The sequence below is a fragment of the Streptomyces albireticuli genome (assembly GCF_021228125.1).
GTDB classification, from domain to species: Bacteria; Actinomycetota; Actinomycetes; order Streptomycetales; family Streptomycetaceae; genus Streptomyces; species Streptomyces albireticuli.
On record NZ_JAJQQS010000012.1, the window covers coordinates 216,712 to 238,374 of the forward strand.

The 21,663-nt window shown below is 68.5% G+C and carries 26 protein-coding genes, 1 tRNA gene and 1 pseudogene; 10 read left to right on the top strand and 18 right to left on the bottom strand.

Going from position 1 to position 21,663, the window contains the following annotated elements; genetic code table 11:
* The 4 genes from LUZ64_RS22475 to LUZ64_RS22490 all read right to left on the bottom strand — a co-directional run bounded on the left by LUZ64_RS22475 (position 1) and on the right by LUZ64_RS22490 (position 4,221).
* The gene (locus LUZ64_RS22475; protein ID WP_095582650.1) at positions 1-1,293 is read right to left on the bottom strand and encodes a homoserine dehydrogenase; all 1,293 of its coding nucleotides are present in this window, start codon (positions 1,291-1,293) and stop codon (positions 1-3) included.
* 96 nt (positions 1,294-1,389) lie between these two features.
* On the bottom strand, positions 1,390-2,781 hold the full coding sequence (gene lysA / locus LUZ64_RS22480; protein ID WP_095582649.1) for a diaminopimelate decarboxylase: 1,392 nt from the start codon (positions 2,779-2,781) through the stop codon (positions 1,390-1,392).
* 21 nt (positions 2,782-2,802) lie between these two features.
* Positions 2,803-3,636 (bottom strand): ArgS-related anticodon-binding protein NrtL, encoded by an 834-nt coding sequence (gene nrtL / locus LUZ64_RS22485; protein ID WP_095582648.1) that lies wholly within the window; start codon positions 3,634-3,636, stop codon positions 2,803-2,805.
* A 30-nt stretch (positions 3,637-3,666) separates the two neighbouring features.
* A complete protein-coding gene (locus tag LUZ64_RS22490; protein WP_095582647.1) occupies positions 3,667-4,221 on the bottom strand; it encodes a response regulator in 555 nt (184 codons plus the stop codon).
* A 174-nt stretch (positions 4,222-4,395) separates the two neighbouring features.
* Between LUZ64_RS22490 and LUZ64_RS22495 the strand changes: the two genes are divergently transcribed.
* A tRNA-Arg gene (locus tag LUZ64_RS22495) sits at positions 4,396-4,467 on the top strand.
* Between the two features lie 133 nt (positions 4,468-4,600).
* Here LUZ64_RS22495 and LUZ64_RS22500 read toward each other — a convergent pair.
* The 9 genes from LUZ64_RS22500 to LUZ64_RS22540 all read right to left on the bottom strand — a co-directional run bounded on the left by LUZ64_RS22500 (position 4,601) and on the right by LUZ64_RS22540 (position 10,950).
* A complete protein-coding gene (locus LUZ64_RS22500) occupies positions 4,601-6,088 on the bottom strand; it encodes a tyrosine-type recombinase/integrase (RefSeq protein ID WP_232389941.1) in 1,488 nt (495 codons plus the stop codon).
* Positions 6,085-6,246 carry a helix-turn-helix transcriptional regulator gene (locus LUZ64_RS22505; RefSeq protein WP_095582045.1) on the bottom strand — a complete coding sequence of 54 codons (162 nt, stop codon included), beginning with the start codon at positions 6,244-6,246 and terminating at the stop codon, positions 6,085-6,087. The genes LUZ64_RS22500 and LUZ64_RS22505 overlap by 4 nt, the downstream gene beginning before the upstream one ends.
* A gap of 177 nt (positions 6,247-6,423) precedes the next feature.
* A complete protein-coding gene (locus LUZ64_RS22510) occupies positions 6,424-6,786 on the bottom strand; it encodes a hypothetical protein (protein ID WP_107426633.1) in 363 nt (120 codons plus the stop codon).
* On the bottom strand, positions 6,783-7,397 hold the full coding sequence (locus LUZ64_RS22515; protein ID WP_095582039.1) for a hypothetical protein: 615 nt from the start codon (positions 7,395-7,397) through the stop codon (positions 6,783-6,785). Before LUZ64_RS22515 ends, LUZ64_RS22510 begins: the two co-directional genes overlap by 4 nt.
* 91 nt (positions 7,398-7,488) lie before the next feature.
* Positions 7,489-7,740, bottom strand: a complete 252-nt coding sequence (locus LUZ64_RS22520) for a hypothetical protein (RefSeq protein WP_095582038.1) — start codon at positions 7,738-7,740, stop codon at positions 7,489-7,491.
* A 23-nt stretch (positions 7,741-7,763) separates the two neighbouring features.
* Positions 7,764-7,955, bottom strand: a complete 192-nt coding sequence (locus LUZ64_RS22525) for a hypothetical protein (protein WP_095582037.1) — start codon at positions 7,953-7,955, stop codon at positions 7,764-7,766.
* A 20-nt stretch (positions 7,956-7,975) separates the two neighbouring features.
* Positions 7,976-8,206 (bottom strand): hypothetical protein, encoded by a 231-nt coding sequence (locus LUZ64_RS22530; RefSeq protein WP_232389940.1) that lies wholly within the window; start codon positions 8,204-8,206, stop codon positions 7,976-7,978.
* 161 nt (positions 8,207-8,367) lie between these two features.
* Positions 8,368-10,500, bottom strand: a complete 2,133-nt coding sequence (locus LUZ64_RS22535) for a cell division protein FtsK (RefSeq protein WP_232389939.1) — start codon at positions 10,498-10,500, stop codon at positions 8,368-8,370.
* Positions 10,501-10,587: 87 nt separating this feature from the next.
* The gene (locus LUZ64_RS22540) at positions 10,588-10,950 is read right to left on the bottom strand and encodes a hypothetical protein (protein ID WP_095582035.1); all 363 of its coding nucleotides are present in this window, start codon (positions 10,948-10,950) and stop codon (positions 10,588-10,590) included.
* 361 nt (positions 10,951-11,311) lie between these two features.
* On the opposite strand from LUZ64_RS22540, the gene LUZ64_RS22545 reads away from it, so the two are divergent.
* Positions 11,312-12,100 carry a GntR family transcriptional regulator gene (locus LUZ64_RS22545; protein WP_095582044.1) on the top strand — a complete coding sequence of 263 codons (789 nt, stop codon included), beginning with the start codon at positions 11,312-11,314 and terminating at the stop codon, positions 12,098-12,100.
* Between the two features lie 5 nt (positions 12,101-12,105).
* Complete coding sequence (locus LUZ64_RS22550) at positions 12,106-12,864, top strand: glycosyltransferase family 2 protein (RefSeq protein ID WP_095582043.1); 759 nt, start codon at positions 12,106-12,108, stop codon at positions 12,862-12,864.
* On the opposite strand, the gene LUZ64_RS22555 is transcribed toward LUZ64_RS22550, so the two are convergent.
* Positions 12,857-13,612: a GntR family transcriptional regulator gene (locus LUZ64_RS22555; RefSeq protein ID WP_095582034.1), complete on the bottom strand. Its 756-nt coding sequence runs from the start codon at positions 13,610-13,612 to the stop codon at positions 12,857-12,859. The two genes, LUZ64_RS22550 and LUZ64_RS22555, sit on opposite strands and share 8 nt — an antisense overlap.
* A gap of 149 nt (positions 13,613-13,761) precedes the next feature.
* Here LUZ64_RS22555 and LUZ64_RS22560 point away from each other — a divergent pair, with 149 nt between their 5' ends.
* From LUZ64_RS22560 to LUZ64_RS22575, 4 genes are all read left to right on the top strand, one after another.
* Entirely contained in the window at positions 13,762-13,971 is a 210-nt protein-coding gene (locus tag LUZ64_RS22560; RefSeq protein WP_143593213.1) for a hypothetical protein, read from the top strand.
* A 120-nt stretch (positions 13,972-14,091) separates the two neighbouring features.
* Positions 14,092-14,274, top strand: coding sequence for a hypothetical protein (locus LUZ64_RS22565; RefSeq protein ID WP_143593211.1), 183 nt, complete (start codon positions 14,092-14,094; stop codon positions 14,272-14,274).
* Entirely contained in the window at positions 14,274-14,507 is a 234-nt protein-coding gene (locus tag LUZ64_RS22570; protein WP_095582031.1) for a hypothetical protein, read from the top strand. The genes LUZ64_RS22565 and LUZ64_RS22570 overlap by 1 nt, the downstream gene beginning before the upstream one ends.
* A gap of 8 nt (positions 14,508-14,515) precedes the next feature.
* Positions 14,516-15,247 carry a GntR family transcriptional regulator gene (locus LUZ64_RS22575; RefSeq protein WP_095582030.1) on the top strand — a complete coding sequence of 244 codons (732 nt, stop codon included), beginning with the start codon at positions 14,516-14,518 and terminating at the stop codon, positions 15,245-15,247.
* A gap of 447 nt (positions 15,248-15,694) precedes the next feature.
* Here LUZ64_RS22575 and LUZ64_RS22580 read toward each other — a convergent pair whose 3' ends face one another.
* From LUZ64_RS22580 to LUZ64_RS22595, 4 genes are all read right to left on the bottom strand, one after another.
* Complete coding sequence (locus LUZ64_RS22580) at positions 15,695-16,618, bottom strand: FkbM family methyltransferase (RefSeq protein WP_095582029.1); 924 nt, start codon at positions 16,616-16,618, stop codon at positions 15,695-15,697.
* Positions 16,619-17,039: 421 nt separating this feature from the next.
* Entirely contained in the window at positions 17,040-18,059 is a 1,020-nt protein-coding gene (locus LUZ64_RS22585) for a hypothetical protein (RefSeq protein ID WP_095582028.1), read from the bottom strand.
* A gap of 9 nt (positions 18,060-18,068) precedes the next feature.
* Complete coding sequence (locus LUZ64_RS22590) at positions 18,069-18,518, bottom strand: hypothetical protein (RefSeq protein WP_095582027.1); 450 nt, start codon at positions 18,516-18,518, stop codon at positions 18,069-18,071.
* Between the two features lie 115 nt (positions 18,519-18,633).
* A complete protein-coding gene (locus tag LUZ64_RS22595) occupies positions 18,634-19,890 on the bottom strand; it encodes an amidohydrolase family protein (RefSeq protein WP_095582026.1) in 1,257 nt (418 codons plus the stop codon).
* Positions 19,891-20,140: 250 nt separating this feature from the next.
* Here LUZ64_RS22595 and LUZ64_RS22600 point away from each other — a divergent pair, with 250 nt between their 5' ends.
* The 3 genes and pseudogenes from LUZ64_RS22600 to LUZ64_RS22610 form a co-directional block, all read left to right on the top strand.
* The gene (locus LUZ64_RS22600) at positions 20,141-20,377 is read left to right on the top strand and encodes a hypothetical protein (RefSeq protein WP_095582025.1); all 237 of its coding nucleotides are present in this window, start codon (positions 20,141-20,143) and stop codon (positions 20,375-20,377) included.
* 78 nt (positions 20,378-20,455) lie between these two features.
* Complete coding sequence (locus LUZ64_RS22605; RefSeq protein WP_095582024.1) at positions 20,456-21,010, top strand: hypothetical protein; 555 nt, start codon at positions 20,456-20,458, stop codon at positions 21,008-21,010.
* 164 nt (positions 21,011-21,174) lie between these two features.
* A pseudogene (locus LUZ64_RS22610) lies at positions 21,175-21,528 on the top strand (transposase); the annotation flags it as partial.
* Positions 21,529-21,663 lie beyond the last annotated feature (135 nt).

Below are 21,663 nucleotides of genomic sequence, written 5' to 3' on the forward strand. Positions count from 1 at the left end.
TTATTCGCCTTCGACGCGCATGATGCTCGCGACACCGCGGACCGTGTCGAGCTTGCGCAGCGCCTCGACGGTCGCCGACAGGGCGGCGTCGGCGGCACGGTGGGTGACCACGACGAGGGACGCCTCGCCGTCCTTGCCCGTCTGGCGGACCGTGTCGATGGACACGCCGTGGGCGGCGAAGACGGTGGCGACCTGGGCGAGGACACCCGGCTTGTCGGCGACGTCGAGGCTGATGTGGTAGCGCGTGACCACCTCGCCCATCGGACTCACCGGCAGGCGTGTGTAGGCCGATTCGCCGGGTCCGGTGGACTCGGCGAGCTTGTTGCGGCAGACGGCGACGAGGTCGCCGAGGACCGCGGAGGCGGTCGGCGAGCCGCCGGCGCCCGGCCCGTAGAACATCAGCTGGCCGGCCGCCTCGGCCTCGACGAAGACGGCGTTGTAGGCCTCGCGGACGGAGGCCAGCGGGTGGCTGAGCGGGATCATCGCCGGGTGCACGCGGGCGGTGACCGACTGCCCGTCCGCGGCCCGCTCGCAGATCGCGAGGAGCTTGATGGTGCAGCCCATCTGCTTCGCCGACGCGAAGTCCGAGGCGGTGACCTCCGTCATGCCCTCGCGATAGACGTCGTCGAGGCGCACGCGGGTGTGGAAGGCGATGCCGGCGAGGATCGCGGCCTTCGCGGCGGCGTCGAAGCCCTCGACGTCGGCGGTCGGGTCGGCCTCGGCGTACCCCAGGGCGGTGGCCTCGTCGAGCGCCTCGGAGTAGCCCGCGCCGCTGGAGTCCATCTTGTCGAGGATGAAGTTGGTGGTGCCGTTGACGATGCCGAGCACCCGGTTCACCTTGTCGCCGGCGAGGGACTCGCGCAGCGGCCGGACGAGCGGGATGGCACCGGCGACGGCGGCCTCGTAGTAGAGGTCGGCGCCGTGCTGCTCGGCGGCGGCGTGCAGGGCCGCGCCGTCACCGGCGAGCAGCGCCTTGTTGGCCGAGACGACGCTGGCGCCCTGCTCGAAGGCGGCCGTGATCAGGGTGCGGGCAGGCTCGATGCCACCGATGACCTCGACGACCACGTCGATGTCGCCCCGTTTGACGAGGGCGGTGGCATCGGTGGTGATCAGTTCCTCGGGCACGCCGGCGCGCACCCGGCCGGGGCGGCGCACGGCGATGCCCGCGAGCTCGACCGGCGCCCCGATGCGCGCCGCGAGGTCGTCGGCGTGCGTCGTCATGATGCGCGCCACCTCTGAGCCGACCACTCCACAGCCCAGCAGCGCCACCTTCAGCGGACGCGTACGCATCATCCGACCTCGTTTCTCATACATCTTGGCTAGTGCACCAGTCTCACTCACCGGACGGAGGTTTCCCAACCCGTCCAGTATCCGAGATCTTTATTACCGTCAGCCGACATCGAGGCGAAAAAGATCTTCTTCGGTCTCGCGCCGGACGATCACTCGTGCCGCGCCGTCCTTGACCGCCACCACGGGCGGGCGCAGGGCGTGGTTGTAGTTGCTGGCCATGGAGCGGCAGTACGCGCCGGTCGCGGGCACGGCGAGCAGGTCGCCGGGGGCCACGTCGGCGGGCAGGAAGGCGTCGCGTACGACGATGTCACCCGATTCGCAGTGCTTGCCGACGACGCGCGAGAGCATCGGCTCGGCGGTGGAGGTCCGGGAGACCAGCGCGACGCTGTACTCCGCGTCGTACAGGGCGGTGCGGATGTTGTCGGACATGCCGCCGTCGACGCTCACATACGTCCGCAGGCCCGGCAGTTCCTTGATGGTGCCCACCTCGTAGAGGGTGAAGGCGGTCGGGCCGACGATGGCGCGGCCGGGCTCGACGGAGAGCCGGGGCACGGCGAGGCCGGCGGCCGCGCACTCGCGGGTGACGATGTCGTTCAGGGCGCGGGCGATCTCGTGGGGCTCGCGGGGGTCGTCGTCGGAGGTGTAGGCGATGCCGAGGCCGCCGCCGAGGTCGATCTCGGGGAGCTCGACGCCGTGCTCGTCGCGGATCTCCTTGAGCAGGCCGACGACGCGGTGGGCGGCGACCTCGAAGCCGGAGGTGTCGAAGATCTGCGAGCCGATGTGGGAGTGGATGCCGATGAGCTCCAGGCCGTCGAGCTTCAGGGCCCGGCGGACGGCCTCGGCGGCCTGGCCGCCGGCGAGCGCGAGGCCGAACTTCTGGTCCTCGTGCGCGGTGGCGATGAACTCGTGGGTGTGCGCCTCGACGCCGACGGTGACCCGGATCTGGACGCGCTGGCGCTTGCCGAGCCGCTCGGCGATGTGCGCGACGCGGACGATCTCCTGGAAGGAGTCGAGGACGATCCGCCCGACGCCCGCCTCGACGGCGCGGGTGATCTCGTCGGCGGACTTGTTGTTGCCGTGCAGGGCGATGCGCTCGGCGGGCATGCCGGCGTCGAGCGCGGTGGCGAGCTCGCCGGCCGAGCAGACGTCGAGGTTGAGGCCCTCCTCGTGCAGCCAGCGCACGACGGCGCGGGAGAGGAAGGCCTTGCCGGCGTAGAAGACGTCGGCCTCGGTGCCGAAGGCGTCGCGCCAGGCGCGGCAGCGGGCCCGGAAGTCGTCCTCGTCGAGGAAGTAGGCGGGGGTCCCGAACTCCTCGGCGAGCCGGGTGACGTCGATCCCGCCGACGGTGACGACGCCGTCCTCGCGGCGGCCGACCGTGCGGGACCATACGCGGGGGTCGAGGGCGTTGAGGTCGGCCGGCGGAGCGGTGTAGTGCCCCTCGGGCAGGACGTCGGCGTAGCGGGGCCCGGCGGGGTGGGCGGAGCGGCTCATGGCTCTGATCTCCTCGGATCTTCAGAGATGGGCGGGTGCGGTGATGCCGAGCTGGTGGAGGCCGTCGGCCAGCACGGTGCCCGCGGCCTGGGCGAGGGCCAGGCGGGCACGGTGGACGGCCAAGGGTTTCTCGTCACCGCGGGGCAGGACGGGGCACTCCGTCTGCCATCTCAGAAAGGCGTCGGCGAGCCGCTCCAGGTGCCGGGCGAGACGCTCGGGGCTACGGGCGGCGGTGACCCGGGGGTGGTCGGTGAGCAGGGCGAGCAGCGCGGGGACGTGCTCCGTGGCCTCGCCGAGCTCTCCCGGCTCGGGGGCGAACCCCAGATCGTGGGCGTTGCGGAGGAGCGCCCGGCTGCGCGCGTGGGCGTAGCGGACGCGGAAGAGGGGGTTGCTCTCACGCTGGACGAGGAGCCCGGCGCGGTCGAGTCCGGGCGGGCTGACCCGGCTCCAGCGGGCGGCGTCGGGCCCGAGGCGGCGCAGGAGGGCGGGATCGGCGGCGGGGAGGGAAAGGGGGGCGGCGGCCCCTTCAGGCCGGTCGCGAAGGATGTCGCGGACGATCCGTAGGGAGGGATCCCCGACGAGCGTGACATTGAGGAAGCCGGGCCCGGCGATGTCGACGCGGGCGATGCCCGGCTCGGCGGCCAGCCTCCGGCGGAGCACCTCGGCGACCTCGGTGGCGGGCCGTCCGGTGCCCTGGGCGACGCGCAGGGCGACGTTGGTGGCGTAGTCCCCGCAGCCCGGCCGGGAGGGGACCCGCACGGTGACCCGGTCCGGCACGACGGCGGGCAGCTCGTCCGCCTCGACGGCGCTGCGCACGGTGTGCAACACGGTGCGGGTGAGATCGGCGGGGGTCACAGCCCCAAGCCTAGGGGAGAGAGGGGGAGGCTAGGCCAGCAGGTTTCGGTGGGTGGGACGGTCTCCGGGGGCCGGGGCCCCCGGCAACGGGTCATCGCCCCCTCCCTTACGGCGCCGCATCAGCCGCCGGACGAGCCGGACCATCTCGGTCGGCTCGAAGGGCTTGGCCAGGAACGCGTCGACCCCGGCCGAGCGGCCGCTGTCGACCTCCAGCTGGGTGCACGCGCTGATGATCGCGATCGGTATGTCACGGGTCCGCGCGTCGGCCCGCAGCCGCGCGGCCGTGTGCAGCCCGTCGAGCCGGGGCATGACGACGTCCAGAGTCACCACATCGGGCCGGACGCGGTGCACGATCTCCAGGCATTCGGCACCATCGGCCGCGGTCACGACCTCGAAGCCTTCAAGTTCGAGGTTGACCCTGATCAGCTGCCGGATGACCTTGTTGTCGTCGACGACAAGGACCCGGCCGGACAAGCCAGGCACACCCCGAGAGTAAGCGCGCCCGCCACGCTGCGTCCGGGTTTTCCCCACTTCCACCCCGTGCGGGCGAGCTTTCCCCGAGCACCACCCGAGCCCCCACCCCATGAGCTACCCCGCCACGCCACCCTGAGGCCCCTCTCCCTCCGCCTCCCCGTCTCCCCGGGTCCTTCCCGAACCCCTCTCAGCTCCTCCCGGACCGCCCCTCGAACCACGTTGCGGCGCACCCTTCCGGAGCTGGTAGTGTTCTACCCGTCACCGCGACAAGCGAGCGACAAGCAAGCCCCCGTAGCTCAGGGGATAGAGCAACGGCCTCCGGAGCCGTGTGCGCAGGTTCGAATCCTGCCGGGGGCACTCGCCGTTCATGAGGTTCTGAGAACACTCTGAACAGGGCGGATGCCGAAAGAAGAGGGCGGGAGTCAGTCTCACTGACTCCCGCCCTCTCTTGTTGTCTCCCAGTGTTCCCGACACACCTCCGACACACTCGCTAGGCCGTGTCGGGCTCCTGGGCCACCCACCCCATGGCTTTCTCGATCTTCTGGTTGTCCTCCTCCTCGCTGTTGTCGACGAGCCCCGAGTAGTGCCGGTCGATGACCTCCGGGGAGGTGCCGGCGCGACGGGCGACCTCAGCGACGGCCAGGCCCGCCTTCAGCCACTGTGTGATGCAGAACGCCCGCCCCGCGTACGGCTTCTCCGCGAGGGGCGAGTCCACCTTGTGGGGTGGAAGGGCGAACAGCCGCGCTTCCATCCAGACCCGGTAGTAGGACGTGGAGCCGACCAGGCCGCCGCGCTCGTTGTGGAAGACCCGGCCGTCCGGCGCGGACCCGAACTCCTTCAGGTGGGCCCGCAGCATGGCCACCAGCTCCGGCGGAATGGGGACGGGCCGGTCCGCCTCGGGATCGCGCATCTTCAGCCCGCGCTTGTCGTGCCTCTCCCCCGTGTCGGTCCACTTCTTCCCCGCGACGGGACGCGTCTCCCGAAGGGTCAGGACGCCCCAACCCGATTCAGGAAGGTGGCAGTCTTTCTTTCGCAGGGCCACGACTTCCGCCGGCCGCATGGCGGCGTACAGGATGCAGCCGAAGAACGCGACCAGTCGCCTACCCCGGTTCCGTTTGACCGATCCGACGTAGGAGACGGCTACGAGGAATTCCCGCGCCTGTACGGGGTTCATCAGAATCCGCGGATCGATCGACCCACGTTGGGCGGTGGCGGGGCGCTCCAATTCGGCAACCGGGTTCGCTTCCAGGTAGCCCTTCTGAATCGCGTACGCCATGGCCGCGTTGAAGTTGCGTCGCCGCCGCTTGTACGTTTCCTTGCCGGCAAGCTTCCCGTCGAGCCTGTAAGCGAACCGATAGTGCACGTCCTCGGCCACGTTGGAGCTCTTCAACGCGGAGAGAGGAAGAGAGTGCCCGGCGAGCCAGGCACACGCTTCCTCCAGGCCGGCCGGGGGCTCCTCATCGGCATGCGCGGGCACGATGTTCCACCGGATCGCCCTGCGCACGACAGTGAGTTCGGGGACGTCACCGCCTTCCCCCATCATGCCGAGAGCCGCCGCGGCGAGACTGTCGGCGAAACCCTCGCGGGTCTTCGCCGCCGCTGTGCGCCAACGACGCTTCATGAACTCACGGGAAAAGTCCCACCAGGACGGATCACTGACGAGGGCGGCTTCGACGGCCGCGTCAAGCCGCGCCTTCTCCTCCGCGGCCCGCACTTCCGACTCGGGCAGCCCCGATTCGATCTCGAATGCCTCGCCGCGCCGATTCATCGCGTCCCACAGCTCCGCCCTCCGGCTTTCCGCGAGCGGAAAGGTGGCGAAGGTGGCACCCTTCACTTCACCGGCGACCAACCAACGCAGTCGATAGGGGCGGGACTTGCGTCCGGTCTTGGTGATCTTCCAGAGCTTGACGTCGAACGTGTAGCCCGACCGGGCCGACCCTCGGGGAGCGGCGGCCGGGCTTTCACCTTCCTGGCTCACGCGACGTCCTCTCGCTCCGCGAGCCACCGGTCGTATTCGGACCGTCGGATTCGGACGTCCCCGTTGGGCAGCTTGATCGAGCGGGGGGCTTTGCCGAGCCGGCGCCACCGGTAGAAGGTCGACGGGGCGACCTTGAGGTCGACGATGACTTCCTGGATGGTGAACTTCTCGTCCCTCGTCCGGGCCGCGGTGCCGCAGCCCTCGCTTCGAAGAACGGGGCCGGGCTGCGGACGCGTGTCCTTGTGGTGCATGCTGATCGCACCTCCTGCTTCCTGTGTGGACGGGAGGCCGGGGCAGCGGGCTTCTTTGGCGGATGGCCGCTGCCCCGGGCGAAGTCAGTGGAGCTGGTTCTGGATCCACTGGGCGTACTCGTCGCGCACGTACGCGAGGCAGTCTTCGGCGGTCACGATCTCGGCGGCCTTGAGGCTCAGGCCGTTGTGCGCGATGTCGTACTCGATCAGCTGGCGCGCGGTCTGAACCGCGGCTTCGGCGGCCGGCGCGGCGACCTCCGGGGCGAACCTGGCCGCCTCGGCGAGCGCCATGCGGTCGAAGACAGCGGCCTTACGGAGCCAGAACTCCCGCTCGTCGTCCGACAGGCGCGGGATGCTGTGCCGGATGACCCAGACGATCTCCGACGTGATCCCGGGGGCGTTCGCGTACGCGTGCGTGGGTTCGGCGGCGTGGGCTCCGGTCGTCACTGCTCCACCTCCGGAGTACCGTCCGCCGGGCGTGCGGTGAGCAGCTGGTGGTGGAGGGCCGTCTCGGCCTGCTCTCCGTAGGCGTACGCGCAGTCGGCCAGGCCGGCGAGGCCGCCTTCGCCCTGCCCGGTGTACCGGGCCGTCCGGCGGGCGCCGACGTGGGAACGCAGCAGGGCCAGGCGCCGCTGGCCGGACCAGTTGCCGAGGTCGCCGCGGAAGTCCGGGAGCGGTTCGTCGGGGAGGTCGTAGTGCTCGGTCTGGTCGCGGCGGAGTTCGACGTACCGGGGGCGGTAGCCCTTGACGACCGCGAGCAGGGCGCCGGCCGTGCCGTACGCGTAGGCGAGCGAGAGGTTCTCGTACAGGTCGGTGGTCACGCTCTGGTAGGCCCTGCACAGGCCGCGGATCTGGTTGAGGGCGACGTCCTGGGGGCTGATCCGGTACTCCCCGCAGATGTTCACGTCGCCGATCGTCGCCCGCAGGCGTGCCGGGTCGATGTGCCAGGTGGCGACTTCCGCGGCCTGGCGGGCGAGCCGCGTCTCGCGAGCCGCCGCCCCTAAGGCGAACACGCTCGCGGTCAGGCTGTCGAACCACGCGATGGTGGTGTGGGACATGGGCGTCCTCCAACTCGTGGAGCACGGGCCGGGCTGTCCGGCCCTCCGCACGAGTCCAGCCCCGGTGGAGCCGGACCCGCACGGGGAGCCGTCAGCCGATGGCCGGAGCCTCCACGTCCGCTTCTGCGGCACGGAGTAAGAGCGTGCGCAGGTCGGTGCCGATGACCGCCGCGAGGCGGTGCTCGATCGCCTGCCAGGAGGCGGCGTCGATGGCCATGAGCGCGGCGACGGCCGCGGGCCCTTTGCCCTCTTCGAGGGCGGTCAGCGCGTCGCGCAGCTCCCCCGAGGCCATGAGGGAGATCCGGTACGGCGAGGAGCTGTTCCGCTCTTTCATGTCTTTCATGGGTGGATTCCTCCGTTGACCAGCTAGTCGAGGTCGGGGATGGCGTTGCCGATGGCGCCCATGACCTGGTCGATGGGCGCGGAGAGGCCGGTGCGGCTCAGGTAGTAGCCGAAGAGGATGGCCACCAGGGCGCCGCCGATGCCGACGGCCTTCGAGCGGATGAGCATGGCCAGGAGCAGGCCGAACAACAGGAGCGCGGAGATCGAGAAGGACATGGAGAGGCTCCTTGGGAGGATCAGCGAAGGCCGTCGCGGTGGAGCCGGACGGTGGCGTTGTAGAGGCGGCGGCCGACGCGCATACGGCGTCCGTAGCCCTCGCAGCGCCGGCAATCGCGGCCGCGCTTGAGCCGCCCGTTGCGGGTCTGCCGGATCACGGCGCCCCAGCCCTGGCACTTCCGGCAGGTACCGAAGGGGCTGGCCGCACAGAGAACGGCGTAGCAGAGAGTGATGAATATGAGGCCGGGCATAGCGTTGAGGAAGGAACCCATCAGAACCCTCTCCAGGTGGGATTCGGCAAGCGCCCGATGAGCGCCGCTAGGCGCTAGCGCACAGGTCAGATGCGCCTTTGGCTGCTAGCAGGGGTGCTAGGTCTAGCGGGGTGGCCCGCTAGACCTAGCGGCGACGGCGGCTATGCCGCGGCGTCGTGGTCGTCACGTTCGGCGATCACCGCGAGGACGTCGGCGCGCTTGATCCCGCGCCGGTTCGCGCCCTTGCCGTCGTCGGTGGTGCCCCACACCTGGACGGTGCGGATGCCGTACGACTTCAAGGCCGCGGTGAGCTGCTCCGGCGTCCAGGTCCCGTACACGGCCGGCCGGAGCTCCGCGAGACCGGCGACGATCGACTCGTTCCAGAGCCTCGGCCTGCCGTCCGGAAAGGCTGTGAGCAGATCCGCGAGCAGGTCGTACGAAGGGCCGGGCTCGGCCTCCGGCTGCTCCCCCAGCGCGTATCCGGCGAGCGTGCCGAGGCGTTCGCGCATCTTCCGGCCCCGCTGGGCGATGCCCTCCGCCGCCAGGGCGTCGATCTCGACCGCCCGGACGATCCGGGCGTCCGCACCCTCGCCGAGGAAGTAGCAGATGCCCTTGTCACCCCAGGCGAACATCGTCGCGCGCACGCCCCGCTTGTACGCGCCGGTGCCGAGCACCATGTCGTTCTCGACGTGGCTCATGACCTTCAGGCACCAACGGGCCGACGCGTTCGCGGAGATGCCCTTCGGCAAGCTGTCGTCGTCCGGCCGCTGGGTGGCGAGGAGCAGCACGATGCCCGTCGCCGGACCGCGCTTGACGAGGTCCGTGCAGATCTCTTCGAGTTCCTTGCCGTGCTTCGGATGCTCGAACCACTTCTGGCACTCGTCCACGCCGACCACGATCGGGTGCAGCCGGAGAGACCGCTTGGACGCGAGTTCCGTGGTCACCTTCGACTCGGGACAGATGTCCCGGGGAAGCGTGCGGATCACCTTCGTGCGCCGCCGCAGCTCGGCTTGCAGCTCCCGCATGGCGGTCACGGCGTAGAGGACGTCCTCGTCGTCATCGCCCGCCCGGTGCCGGTAGCTGACCGCGCTGCCGACGGGATCGAGGTCGCCGGTCCCCTTCAGGTCGTAGCTGTGCACCTCGGCGCGCGGGTCGAGCGCGGCGATGAGCAGCAGGAGACGGAGAAGGAAGGTCTTGCCCATCCGCGGGATCGCGCCGATCACGCCCGCGAGGTACATGAGGGTGATCTCCACCTCGCGCCCGCGCTGGTCGGTACCCCACGCGACGGGCTTGAAGAGATCCACCGTGCCGGACTTGGCGAGGGGCCAGGCCGGCTGCTTGGTCCGGGACATGTCCTGATCGCCGACCCACAGCCTCAGCCGCCCGGTGTGCTCGTCGGGAACGGACTCGGGCCACACCGTTCCCAACGGTCGGCGGAGGCCGGAGGCCAGTTTCTCCCGGCGCTCGATGATGTCGGTGACCGTGACGCCGTACGGGAGGTCGCCCTCGGCCAGCCAGCCGGGGCCGTCACGGGTGATGGGGGCGGTGAAGCCGAACCCGTCCCCTCCCTTGGACTGCGCCTGATTGATCGCCGGAATGCCCAGGGACCCGAGGGCTCGGAGCACGATGTCGCTGGTGAGCCTGGTCGCCCTCGGGATCTCCACGGCGCGGTGGATGACGGGGGCGTCAGCCGACTGGCCCAGCCTGCCCGCCGCCATCGTCATGGCGAAGCCGCAGAGGGCCAGCAGCCACGACGGGGCCATGACGTACAGCGCCAGCGCCAGGCTGAGCCCGGCGATCGAGGCCGCGACGGCGACCGTCGCCCGCCAGCGCACGCGACGGTCCCTCTGGCGCGAGAGCTGAAGGTACTTGTTGATGTCTTCGTTAGCCGCCGCCGACTGCCGGAACGGCTCGCCCTCGGCGTCCGCGACCCACCGCAGCGAGCCGCCGACGAACCGGGCGGCGCCGCGGGGAGCTTGCAGGACCAAGCGAACCGTGTACCAGGGCGTACGCACCGCGTGGTACGCGGAAACGTGCCAGGCGTAGGCGGCGACGCCCTTACCGGCGGCGTGGAACTCCCGACGCGACTTCACCCACGCGGGTATGACCGGGCGGCGTTTCGCGCCTTGGGCCCGTTCGGCCAGGCCGGGGCCGGAAGGCTCGTAGGGGCGGTCGACGACAACGGGCTCCTGCCGACCGGGGGTAGTCGGATCTGCGGAGTGGTCGGGGCCCGGCTCAGGCGCATCGGTCGGTTGAGCCTCGGCACCAGGCCGGTGGACGACGTACGTACGCATGGCCTCTCCAGATCCTGAGCGGCATGGGAGAGCCAGAGGCAGCTGGCCGGCTCGGTCCGTCAGCCGCCGCCCCTGGCCGGAACGCGGTCAGACGCGGAACCGGCGGGGGCCGGTGAGGTGGAGCCAGCACTGGTACGCGATCACCACGGCCTTGAAGCTTCCGAGGCCGGCGAGGACGGTCAGCAACCAGTCGGCGCCGAGGTCGTCGGCGGACCGGCAGCCGATGAAGGCAGCGATCAGGGCGATCAGGGTCGCGACGCTGCGGCCGCGCGTGACCGGCATCGTGCGGCGGGCGATCAGGGTCAAGGCGTTCGGTTCGAGGAGGCGGAGTCCTCCACCGGGCACCCGCACCACGACGAGCTTGCCGTCGCCGTGGTCGGTGATCCCGGCCACGGTGCCGAGGGCCACCTCGTGATGGCCCTGGACGACATCGCCGATGGCTAACTTCATTGGTCCCCCTTCGGGAGCAGATGCAGGGGACCGGCGCGGGCGAGGGCCCGGCCGCGGGGCTGAGCTCTCCCCGGAAGCCGGTCGCTGCGGAAACGAGTGGTCATTACCTCCGGCGCCAACGGTTCATGGCGGCACCGGAGATCAAAAGCACTCGTTCGTTCCAGGCACTCTGTGGAGTTCTCAAAGGCTCTGGCGCTTCCATCGAGCCGAGGCTCTCCAGGCGTCATCACTCCTAAAGAGGTCTTCTCCTCAAGTCCTCTTTAGGAGTTGCTCAGACTATGACGCGGCTCTCATCAAGTCGTCAAGTCCTCTTTAGGAGTCGTATGCTGAGCGCGGTCAGCGCAAGAGGATGGTGGGCACGATGGCGAAGGCGTACGAGCGGATCGCGGACGGCATCCGGGAGTCCATCCGTGCAGGTCAGCTGAAGCCCGGCGAACGGCTCCCCTCGGAGACCGCGCTCGCGGACAAGTACGGGCGGAGCGTCCCCACCATCCGTGAGGCTCTCCGGCTTCTGCGCGACGAGGGCTTGATCGAGAAGCAGCACGGCCGCGGCAACTTCGTCCGCCAAGCCCGCACCGCGGTGCTGCGCACGAACACGAGGCATCAGTGGGAGAAGAGCCGCGCCCGCGAGCCCGAGCCGCTGAGGGCGAAGACCGGCGCCACCGAGCACGACACCGGGCTCCAGGTGAACGACCTCGTCTTCCACGCCGCCTACCGCGAGATCAAGGCCGTCAAGAACATCGCCGACGCCTTCGGCGTCCCGGAGGGCGAGGTCCTCGTCGAGCGCACGTACCGCACGCGGTATGCCGCCGAGCGGGCGCCGTTCGCCCTGGTGACCTCCTACCTCGTCCGCGACCTGGTCGCGGAGAACCCGGATCTCCTGGACGACTCCAAGGAGCCCTGGCCCGGGGGCACCCAGAACCAGCTCTTCACCGTCGGGATCGAGCTCGACCGCATCGAAGAGCACGTCACGGCCCGCCCGCCGACACCGGAAGAGGCGGAGGAGTTGGAGTTGCCGCCGGGAACCGCGGTGATCCTGCTCCGGAAGACCTCGTACGACACCCACGACCGCGTTGTGGAGCTCTCCGACATCACGCTGCCCGGCGACCGCACGGAAATGCTCTTCACCACTCCCCTGGAAAGGTGGTGAGTGCCGTGCAGCGGCGCATCATCATCGTCACGGCTGTGCACGCACCGTCCGCCCACCACCTGCACGACGCCTTCAAGTCGCTCTGCGACCAGGAGCTTCCGGAGGGGTGGGAGTGGCACTGGGTCATCCAGGAGGACGGGAAGACCGACGAGGTCATCCCGTTCGTGCCCACCGATGAGCGGGTGACCTTCCGGCAGGGTCGCAGCGGCGGCCCCGGGGTCGCCCGGACCATGGCCCTGGCCCACGCCGAGGGCGAGTACGTCAAGATCCTGGACGCCGACGACCAGCTCGCCCCGGGCGCCCTGGCTCGCGACATCGCGATCCTCGAACGCGACCCCAGCATCGGCTGGACGACGTCCCGCGTCCTGGACCTGCTCCCCGACGGCTCGACCGTGGGCTTCGACCAGGACCCGGAGGACGGGCCCGTCGAGCGGGGAGCCGTGCTCGAACACTGGCGTGCGCACAACTACCGCGCCCAGGTGCACCCGGCGACGCTGTGCGTCCGCCGTGACCTGCTCCTCGCCCTGGGCGGGTGGATGGCGTTGCCGGCCTCCGAGGACACCGGGCTCCTCCTCGCCCTGGACTCCGTCAGCCGCGGGTGGTTCATCCGCGAGGTGGGGCTCCTCTACCGCAAGTGGCCCGGTCAGGCGACTGGGCAGGCGGCGCACACGGACGCCGCGGAGCGCGATGCGCGCATGGCCGTAGTGGAGGCGCGGGCGCAGGCGCTCGCCTACTACCGCTGGAACTACCCGTCGGCTAGCTGACGGGCACCTCGTAGACGATGGCGCCGAAGGCGGCGGGCATCACGATGTCCGCCGTCTCGACCGGTCGCCCGTCGTCGCTGTAGTACGTCCGCTGGATACGCGTGACGAGCGCACCCCGCTGCACGCCGAGGAGCGTCGCCTCCTCGGCGGTCGCGTTTCCGGGCTCCGGCTGCTCCACCGCGCGCGTGACCGTGATGCCGATCTCCGCCATGCGGTCGACCACACCCTTGCCCGCGTGGGGCCCGCCTTCGGGGAGGACCACCAGCGTGCCGGCGGTGATGGCGTACGGCTCCCAACTGGTCGAGAGCTGGAAGGGCTTGCCGTCGACGAGGAACTCGTACGAGGTCCGGACGCAGGGGCCCCCCTCGGCGATGCCGAGGCGGGCGGCGATCTCCGCGGGGGCGGGGAGCTTCGCCTCCGTGCTGCTCTCCCAGGTCCCTCGTTTGCCGAGCGCCGACGTGTCCGCGGCGAAGGGCGACGCGCCCCGCCGGCCACGAACCTGAGAGCGGACCATGCGGAGACGCTCGCGCGGCTCGGCGACGTACGTCCCTGAGCCGGCCCGGCCTTCCAAGACGCCCTGCGAGATGAGCAGTTCTTGGGCGCGGCGAATGACGTTTTCGCCCACGCCGCCGCAATCCTCCGCAAGTTGCGCACGCGAGGGAAGCCGGTCACCCGGCGCCCACTCCTGATCCGCGATGCGCTGTCTGAGCAGGTCAGCGACGCGGAGGTAAGGCGGCTGCTCACGCATATGGAAAATCTAGTCCACTAGCCCTATTCTAGTTAACTAGCTTCACGCATTGTGATCCCGTGGCGACGGAGGAACACCTTGTGGCCGCATGCAGAAATCGCGCCGACCACATGGCCGCACGCCTTACGGCCGCTGGGTTCACTCCGTGCGTGAGGCGCCGGAAGAGCCACACCTTCATCGAGACGACGGTCCCGGACCCCGTCTCGGCCGAGGCGTGGCGAGAGCTCTTAGAAGTGCTGGAGACGGCCGACGCGTTCGGACTCGTCGACGGCCGGAGCGGCCGCGTCGCATGGGCCGCCATCGACAGGGAAACCCCCGCGACAGCCAACGCTGCCCGGGGGCACGGCCATCAGCTGTGAGGAGCTGATCACGTGCTGGACCTTATCCGCCGAATCGTCGCTCGGGCTAGGCGACCATTCGTTCGCATTCCGGAACAAGACCTTCGGCCCACGGCGCCGGAAGCGCGGGCCGCCGAGCAGGTGACCGCGCCGACTCCGGCCCCGTACCAGCCCCGCTGGTGCGCGCAACTCCTCCAGGTCGAGGAGGCCGCGCTCGTCCGCCTGTACGTGCTGCCCGGCGAGGAACGCGCCCGGTTGCGGGTGGAACCTCGCTGGTACCCGTGTGTGGTCAGCGGGCCCTGGAACGTGGCGGAGGCCCGCTGATGCTGGCTGAGATCCCCACGTCCAGCGAGACGCACGACTACCTTCGCGTCGCGGTCGGTTGGGAGACGGTCCGGACCGGAGACGTCATCGACCTGGGCGGCCAGGGATTCACCGTGGTCGCCGTGGTCCAGGTCTCCGACAAGGTGAAGGGGCTCCGCTTCCGCACGGGACAGAGTCTGATGATGAACCCGGCGACCCGGCTGTCCGCCCTGCGGGCCGTCGAGAGGCGGTGAGGCAGAGGATGACCGCCTACTACCACTCACTCGCCGACGACCTTCGGCGACGCATCGAGTCCGGGGAGTACGTGGTCGACGAGCCGCTGCCGTCGGAGGCGAAACTCGCGGTCCACTACCGGGTGAGCGTCCCCACGATCAGGATCGCCCTCACCGTGCTCCAGGCCGAAGGAAGGGTCGAGAAGCTCCACGGCCGGGGTAACTTCGTCCGCCGGCACGGTGAACGCACCGTCTACGGCAGCGCCGGGCATGTCGTGGGCCGACGGCCGGCCGAGAGTCCTCCTCTGCGAGTCACTGTCGAGGTCCGTGTGGTGAGCGCGACGGACGACCTGTCGACGCTCCTGCAAGTCCGCCGCGGCGCCTTGCTGACCGAGTTCGAGTACGTCAGCTTCCTGGGAGCCTCGGTACGCGGGCTGGTCCGCCTTTACGTCCCGCAAAGGGTGGTGAAGCTCAAGGGACCTGTGGTGGACCCGTCGCCGTGGGGCGACGAGGTCCGGGCGTTACTGGCCGCGGCCGGGGTGCACGTCGCGTCCACGGTCGAACGCGTCGTCTCGCGCCCCCCGAGTACGGAAGAGAGGAAGGTCTTCCGCAGCACGGCGCCTGTACTGGCGATCGAACGGACCTCGACCGACCTCAGCGGACGGATCGTGGAGGGCGCGTTCCTCGCGCTCCCCGGCGACCGCGCCGAGGCCGTCTTCTCCACCCGTACGCACGCCGAGCACACGGAGAGCGCCGGATGACAGCCAACCGGAACGACAGGGGCTCGGAACTGCGGCTTCTTCCCTGGTCCACGCCGGACCACAAACCGTGTTTCCTGAGTACGGGGGACGGTCAAGACGCGATGTCCCGGTATGCCGACAGTGTGGAGGCATCGCAAATGGCCCTCGGGGCCGCGGTGCTGGCCGTCGTGGAGAAGTTACTCAAGGACCCCGCGGCCTCCCACCGTCAGCTCCGGCTCACGCTTCAAGAGGCGGCCGGATCGTTGGAAGACGTCCTGCGCGTCGCGGAGAGCCGCGGTGCCCGCCTGGCCTCGCCGCACCCAGCGGATCCCGAGTATGAGGGCGAGCGGCCTGACCGGGCTGCGCTACCTCCAGGAGTGACGACCGCCTGGTCCGCACTCCGACGCGTCGAGAGGTAGGGGCACCCGCACCGACGGCCCGGCTCTGAGGAGCCGGGCCGTTTCGCGTTCAGGGGAGCGTCTCGGCGTCCACCCGGGAAAAGACGAGGTCGCTCTCGTCGACGACGGGGCCGCGCCACCGCAGCGGGACCGCGGGGGCACGACGTAGCGCCGCCGGGTAGCTCTCGGCGGCGTAGTCGTTGACGAGCCGGTAGGTATGGAAGCCATGCTCCCGCATGATGGCGAGCAGCTCGTCAACTGATTCACCCAGCAGCGCCATCCGCTCCGGGGTCACCTCGACGGTGATCTCCGCGTCCGGCCGAAGCCGGTCGAGCATCGAAGCCATCCCGCGAACGACGCCGCCCTCCGCGCCCTCCACGTCTATCTTGATCACCCGCGCGCCGGCGATCTCCGCGTCGGTCAGGAGCTCCGGTAAGGGACGCGCCTGCATCTCGAAAGTGGACTCCGCCGGCCCGTCGTACGGGACGATGCTGTTCGCCCCCATGTTGCGGGAGCTGGCGAGCGTGAAGGTCAGGGCTTCCCTGACGTCCGATACCGCGGCGTTGACCGCGCGCACGTTCTCGCAGCCGTTGAACCGGGCCTGCGCGACGACCCTCTTGTGAAACAGCGGCGATGCCTCGACGGCCACCACACCGCCCGCTTCGCCGACGAGCCGCGAGGCGATCAGGCTGAAGTACCCGATGTTGGCCCCGACGTCGATGAAGGTGTCGCCGGGCCGCAGCCGCCGACTGAGCCACCGGGTCATGTGCGGTTCCCAGGTCCCGAACATGTAGATGTAGCGCTGAATGAGGTCCTGGGTGTCGACCGCGAACCGGGGGCCGGAGCGGGACTGCGTGACGCGCAGGCGGGGGTGGTCCCGCAGATAGGGGTTCAGGTACCGCGCGGCCAACGGCGCCTTCCCTAGCGCGCCGGGAGCATGTCGCACGTACCAATGTCCTAAGGAGGCGAGAGCCTCTCCAATGTGATTGCCCATCCGATCAGCCTTTCACAGCTACCGAACGAAGCACCCCATCCTGGAACCAGCCCATCGCGCCCACCGACCGCCGACCTTCCCCGTAATTAACTCGGCACCACAGACGAGGACTTCGACTTACTGGGTCAAATGGGAACCGCGAGCGCGAATGACGCAGTCATCGCTTTGCGTACTCCACGACGCATGCGGCAGCGAGGATCGTTCCAAGGATCCCTCCTCCTGCCAAGGCCAGAATCTTTAGGACCCCTACTCCATCCATCATTCCCCTGGCAGCACCTGTGAAGCCGGCAACCGCAACACATATTCCCAGGACCATCACACGGTGGTCGAGGAAGTCTCTGGCCCATCCCCATCGTGAACGCCTGCGCCGCTTGGGCGCGGGCGTGTGGTTCGCGTGCATGATCGGAGCCCTTCTACCTGGTTACATGACGGGCTGTTTCCCGCTCTGCGACTGGCTTCCACCTCCGTACTCCACCCGGTTGAGCTCCTTGGGGGCCAGCACCTTGGTGTCACCTGGCAACTTGTTCCCCCCAGGCGGGGTGCAGTAAAAATCTACCCCGGTGGCTGCGAGCGAAGCGGGCAAGCCGAACACTTTCCCACCAAACTTGCCAATCCTATTCACCTTCGTGGGCTTACGATGACTACCATCGCCGCCAAACTTCTCCAAACGTTTACTCGCCAGACCAGCGACGAACGAAGGGGTACCTCCCTCCAAGTAGTACCAGAACTTGTCACTGTCTCCATTCATTCCATAAAACGCAGCATTTGACCACGAGCGATAACTCAAGAATTCAGCCTTGGACTGTACGGGACCGCATCCCCAGCTGGCAGTCCGCGTGCACTCGGGATCCTCTTCCGCCTTTGGCGTCTGCTCCCACCGGGCATCGTCCAAGGTTTTGTATTCTTTGTGACCGAAGTTGCGCTGATCACCCCCGTGGCTTTTCTGAAGTGCTCGAGTGACGCCGGCGTCCACCTCCTGGACCTCAGCTATCATCGAGTTGATATAGCTTTCCTGGAATTCCTTCCATTCCTCCTGTTCTTTACTCGGCGGCTCCGCGGTGCACTGAGCCCACTCGCACTTGACCGTGCCGTCGGGCTTTTCCTGGACGAGGATGGCCTTGTCCTGGGCCACGTTGACAGCCATCTTGATGTTCGACTTCAGTTCGGTGAAGTCGGTGTTCGCCTGATCGAGAACAACCCAAAGGCTCTTCGCCTCGATGTGCGCGTCCTGGAACTCCTTGGCCGTCTTACGGACGAATTCCTTGGTGACATCGGCGTTCATGCCCACCCAGCGGGCCGCATCGGACTTCTGGAGAAGGCCGCCGTACGCGTCCTTCGCGAGCCGTTCCAACTGGGCCGCCATGGCCTTCCAGTCGGTGACCGCCTTGCCGAGGCTGTCGAGGGAGACCTCCATGATGTTGCTGTAGGTCAGCCTGGCCATGCCCACCCCTTACTTGAAATACTTCTCGATCTCGGAGACTGTCACGGGATGCTTGGCCGCGCTCAGATCAGCGGCGATCTTGGCGTCATCCCGGGCGTGCTCCGCCTTGGAGTAGTCAAGATGGTTGGAGATATGAGCACATGCCTGGAGAACTGTCTTGAGCTGAGAGTTCCACACCTCCACCGCAGCACTGATCGCACCTGCCGTGGCGAAATTCTCCCGCTTCAGTTCCGCGACCGCGTTGGCCGTGTTGCCGTTGCCCCCCTTGGCTCCACGCGTGACGTCCCCCGCCTTCCGTAGGCCCTCGTGGAGTACGTACGCCTCATGCCCGACGGCGCCCAAGTCGTCCACGTGCACGACCAGACCAGCCGTCCCGCCGCCTCCAGAGCCGCCCGAAGCGCTGTTAAGTCGCGTGCCGGCATCGGCTTTGTGCTGAGCCCATTCCTTCTCGAATGACACGTTCCGCTTCTCCGTCCAAGCCGCGGTGGTCAACGGCGGTCGATGACCGCGAACTCCCGATGCTAGTCAGGGACTTGCCTTGCCACCGACATCAGCTGCCGTCCTATACGCATCCTTAAGACCGACCTTCATGCGGACCTGTCGACGACAGCTGAACGGGCTTGTCGGGGGGAAGCCCTAGCATACGAATGGCGTTCCCGCGGAGGATCTTGTAGACCACGTCAGCAGGCAAGTTGGCGACGTGTTCCGCTGCCACCTCCCTTGTGTGCGGCCAGGTCGAATCGACATGGGGATAGTCGGTCTCGAAGGTGGCGTTGTCGACTCCCACGGTGTCGATGGACTCGATGCCGTGCTTGTCGCGGAAGAAGCAGCAGAAGACCTGGCGGTAGTAGTAGGTGGACGGGGGCTCGGGAATCAGGTCGCGTACGCCACCCCAAGCCCGGTGCTCCCGCCAGACGTCGTCGGCACGCTCCAGGGCGTAGGGGATCCAGCCCATCTGCCCCTCGCTGTAGGCGAGGGTGAGCCGGGGAAAGCGGACGAGGACGCCGCTGAAGAGGAAGTCCGCCAGGGACGACATCGCGTTGTTGAAGCTCAAGGTCGCCTGCACAGCCGGCGGCGCGTCCGGCGAGGCCGCCGGCATCTGGGACGAGGACCCGATGTGCATGTTGACCACGGTCCCGGTCGCCTCACAGGCAGCGAAGAACGGGTCCCAGTACCCGGAGTGGATGGACGGCAGACCGAGGTACGTCGGGATCTCGCTGAAGGTCACCGCACGCACGCCGCGGGCGGCGTTGCGCTCGATCTCCGCGACGGCCAGGTCCACGTCCCACAACGGGATCAAGCACAGCGGGATGAGCCGGCCACCACTGTCGCCGCACCACTCCTCGACCATCCAGTCGTTGTAGGCGCGGACGCACGCGAGCGCGACCTCCTTGTCCTCCGCCTCCGCGAAGGTCTGACCGCAGAAGCGGGGGAAGGTAGGGAAGCAGAGCGACGCCTCGACGTGGTTCACGTCCATGTCGCCGAGCCGCGCCTTCGGGTCCCAGCACCCTTTCCGCATCTGGTCACGGGTGATTCCGTCCAAGGTCATCTCATCGCGGGAGAACCCGACGGCCGCGATCACACGCTTGTAGGGGAAGACCTGCCCTTCGTAGGCCCACCAATCCGTGATCTGACCGTCGGGGTCGGTGGTGAACCGGTACTTCCCTCCGATGTACTGCAACCCTCCGATACCGGCCCGGAAGGGCTTCGGCCCCCTCTCGTGGTACTTCCGCGGTAGCCACGTCTCAAAGAGGTGCGCGGGCTCGATCACGTGATCGTCCACGCTGATGATCCGGGGAAGCTCTCGTACGCCACTCGCGCCCATGGCCATCGCCTTTCGCCGAGCCTCAACTTTTCTGACGTACCGTCAGTTTTGACGCTACGGCCCGAGCCCATCGGCGGCAAGGGACGCTTCGGAGCGGCCCACACCTCCCACTCGCGGACTGGAGTTTGGCGAGAAGACGAGTAGACAAGCGCCCGGAACCGAGCCGGCATGCACCGTGATTGAGGCATCCTCCGAAGGGCGCCCCCGAGCCACGAGCGCTCCCTTTAGCCTCGATGCCCCACGATCGCTAGGGGGCATGGTGAACAGCTACGAACAGCGGCTCGCGATCACGATCGGTGGGCTGTTGCTGCTGGGCGGCACGCTGGTATGCCAAGCGGTGACCGGAACCTGGGTCACCTTCACCGCCGGGGCTGCCCTGATCATCGTGACGTACGTCGTGCCGATGGCCCATGAGGAGCTTGCCGTAAGACGGTTCGCCCGTCGGCTGCGTCGAGCAACTTCTCCGACCGCTGACGACGGCATCGATGGCTGAAAGCACCCCGTTACAGGGGCCCACCGCACTCCTAAGATCCTCTAGACATCTTTAGGAGTTGACTTCTGGAGGGCCGGGGTGGGCGCCGTCGAGCAGCTCGTCACGGTCGCCGCCGTCGTCCTCGGCGCCCTGACCACCCACCTGACCAACGCGCTGGCCGAGCGCCGTCGCAAGCACCACCAGTTGCTGACTCGGTGGGACGACCGGAAGCTCGACGCTTACGCGCACTACATCGACCTCATCCGGTCCTGCATCTTCCTCTCTGTCGAGCTGTACGAGCACGTGACCGGTCTCCGCGAGAGTCGGCGGACGGAGGAAGAGATCAAGGCGGAGATGACGGAGGCGGCCCGCCTCCGCGGTCGCGCCTTCGAGCGCATCATGCTCCTCGGCGGTGACGAGGTAGTCGAGGCCGCCCACGCCCTCAACGTGATCACCCTCGAAGTTGACTGGCAGGCGCTGGGGAGGATCGCCGGCAGCCTGGAGGAATGGCGCGAGCGCAACCGCGCGTCATTCCGCGCGATCAACACCTTCCACGACGCGGCCCGTGACGACCTCGGCGTGAGCGGCAGGGTCACAGGAGAGCAGCACCCCGCCCGAGACCTCCTCCTCCCTCCTTCACGACCACCATCTTGATCGTGGAACCAGCGGGCACACCTTGCCTCACAGGGGCCGATAACGCCCACATCAGCGCAAGCCTCAAAACGCCACTTACGTTATTACCTTAGTGATATGTAGCCACGGAAAACGTGGCTAACAACAGCTAACAGAATGGGGTTGGTTCACGCTGGTGTCCGTGTCTGACGGCCGGGTTGAACGTTGTCCGGCTCGTGGGGGCATCACCGTGGATCGTGTCGGACGGGCTGTGGGAGCGGATCGAGCCGCTGCAGCCGCGCACAGAGCGAAGGTTCCGACATCCGGGCCGCAAGCGGCTACCGGACCGGGAGGTGCTGTGCGGGATCCTGTACGTACTGCATACCGGGATCCAGTGGGAGTACCTGCCGCGGGAGCTGGGTTTCGGTTCAGGCATGACGTGCTGCGACGGTTGCGGGACTGGAACGACGCCGGGGGTTCTGCAGCAGCTGCACGAAGTACTCCTGGCCGAGCTCAGCGCGGCGCTCAGGCTGGACTGGTCCCGTGCCGTCGTCGACTCCAGCCAGGTCAGGGCCCTAAAACTCGCCCTCCAGCTCTTCGCGCATGCCGCGCGCTTCCGCCTCCATCCAGGCACAGGAATGGTGGACGACCAATTTGATGACCGGGCATCGGCGTTGGCCACGTCCCTCAAGCTT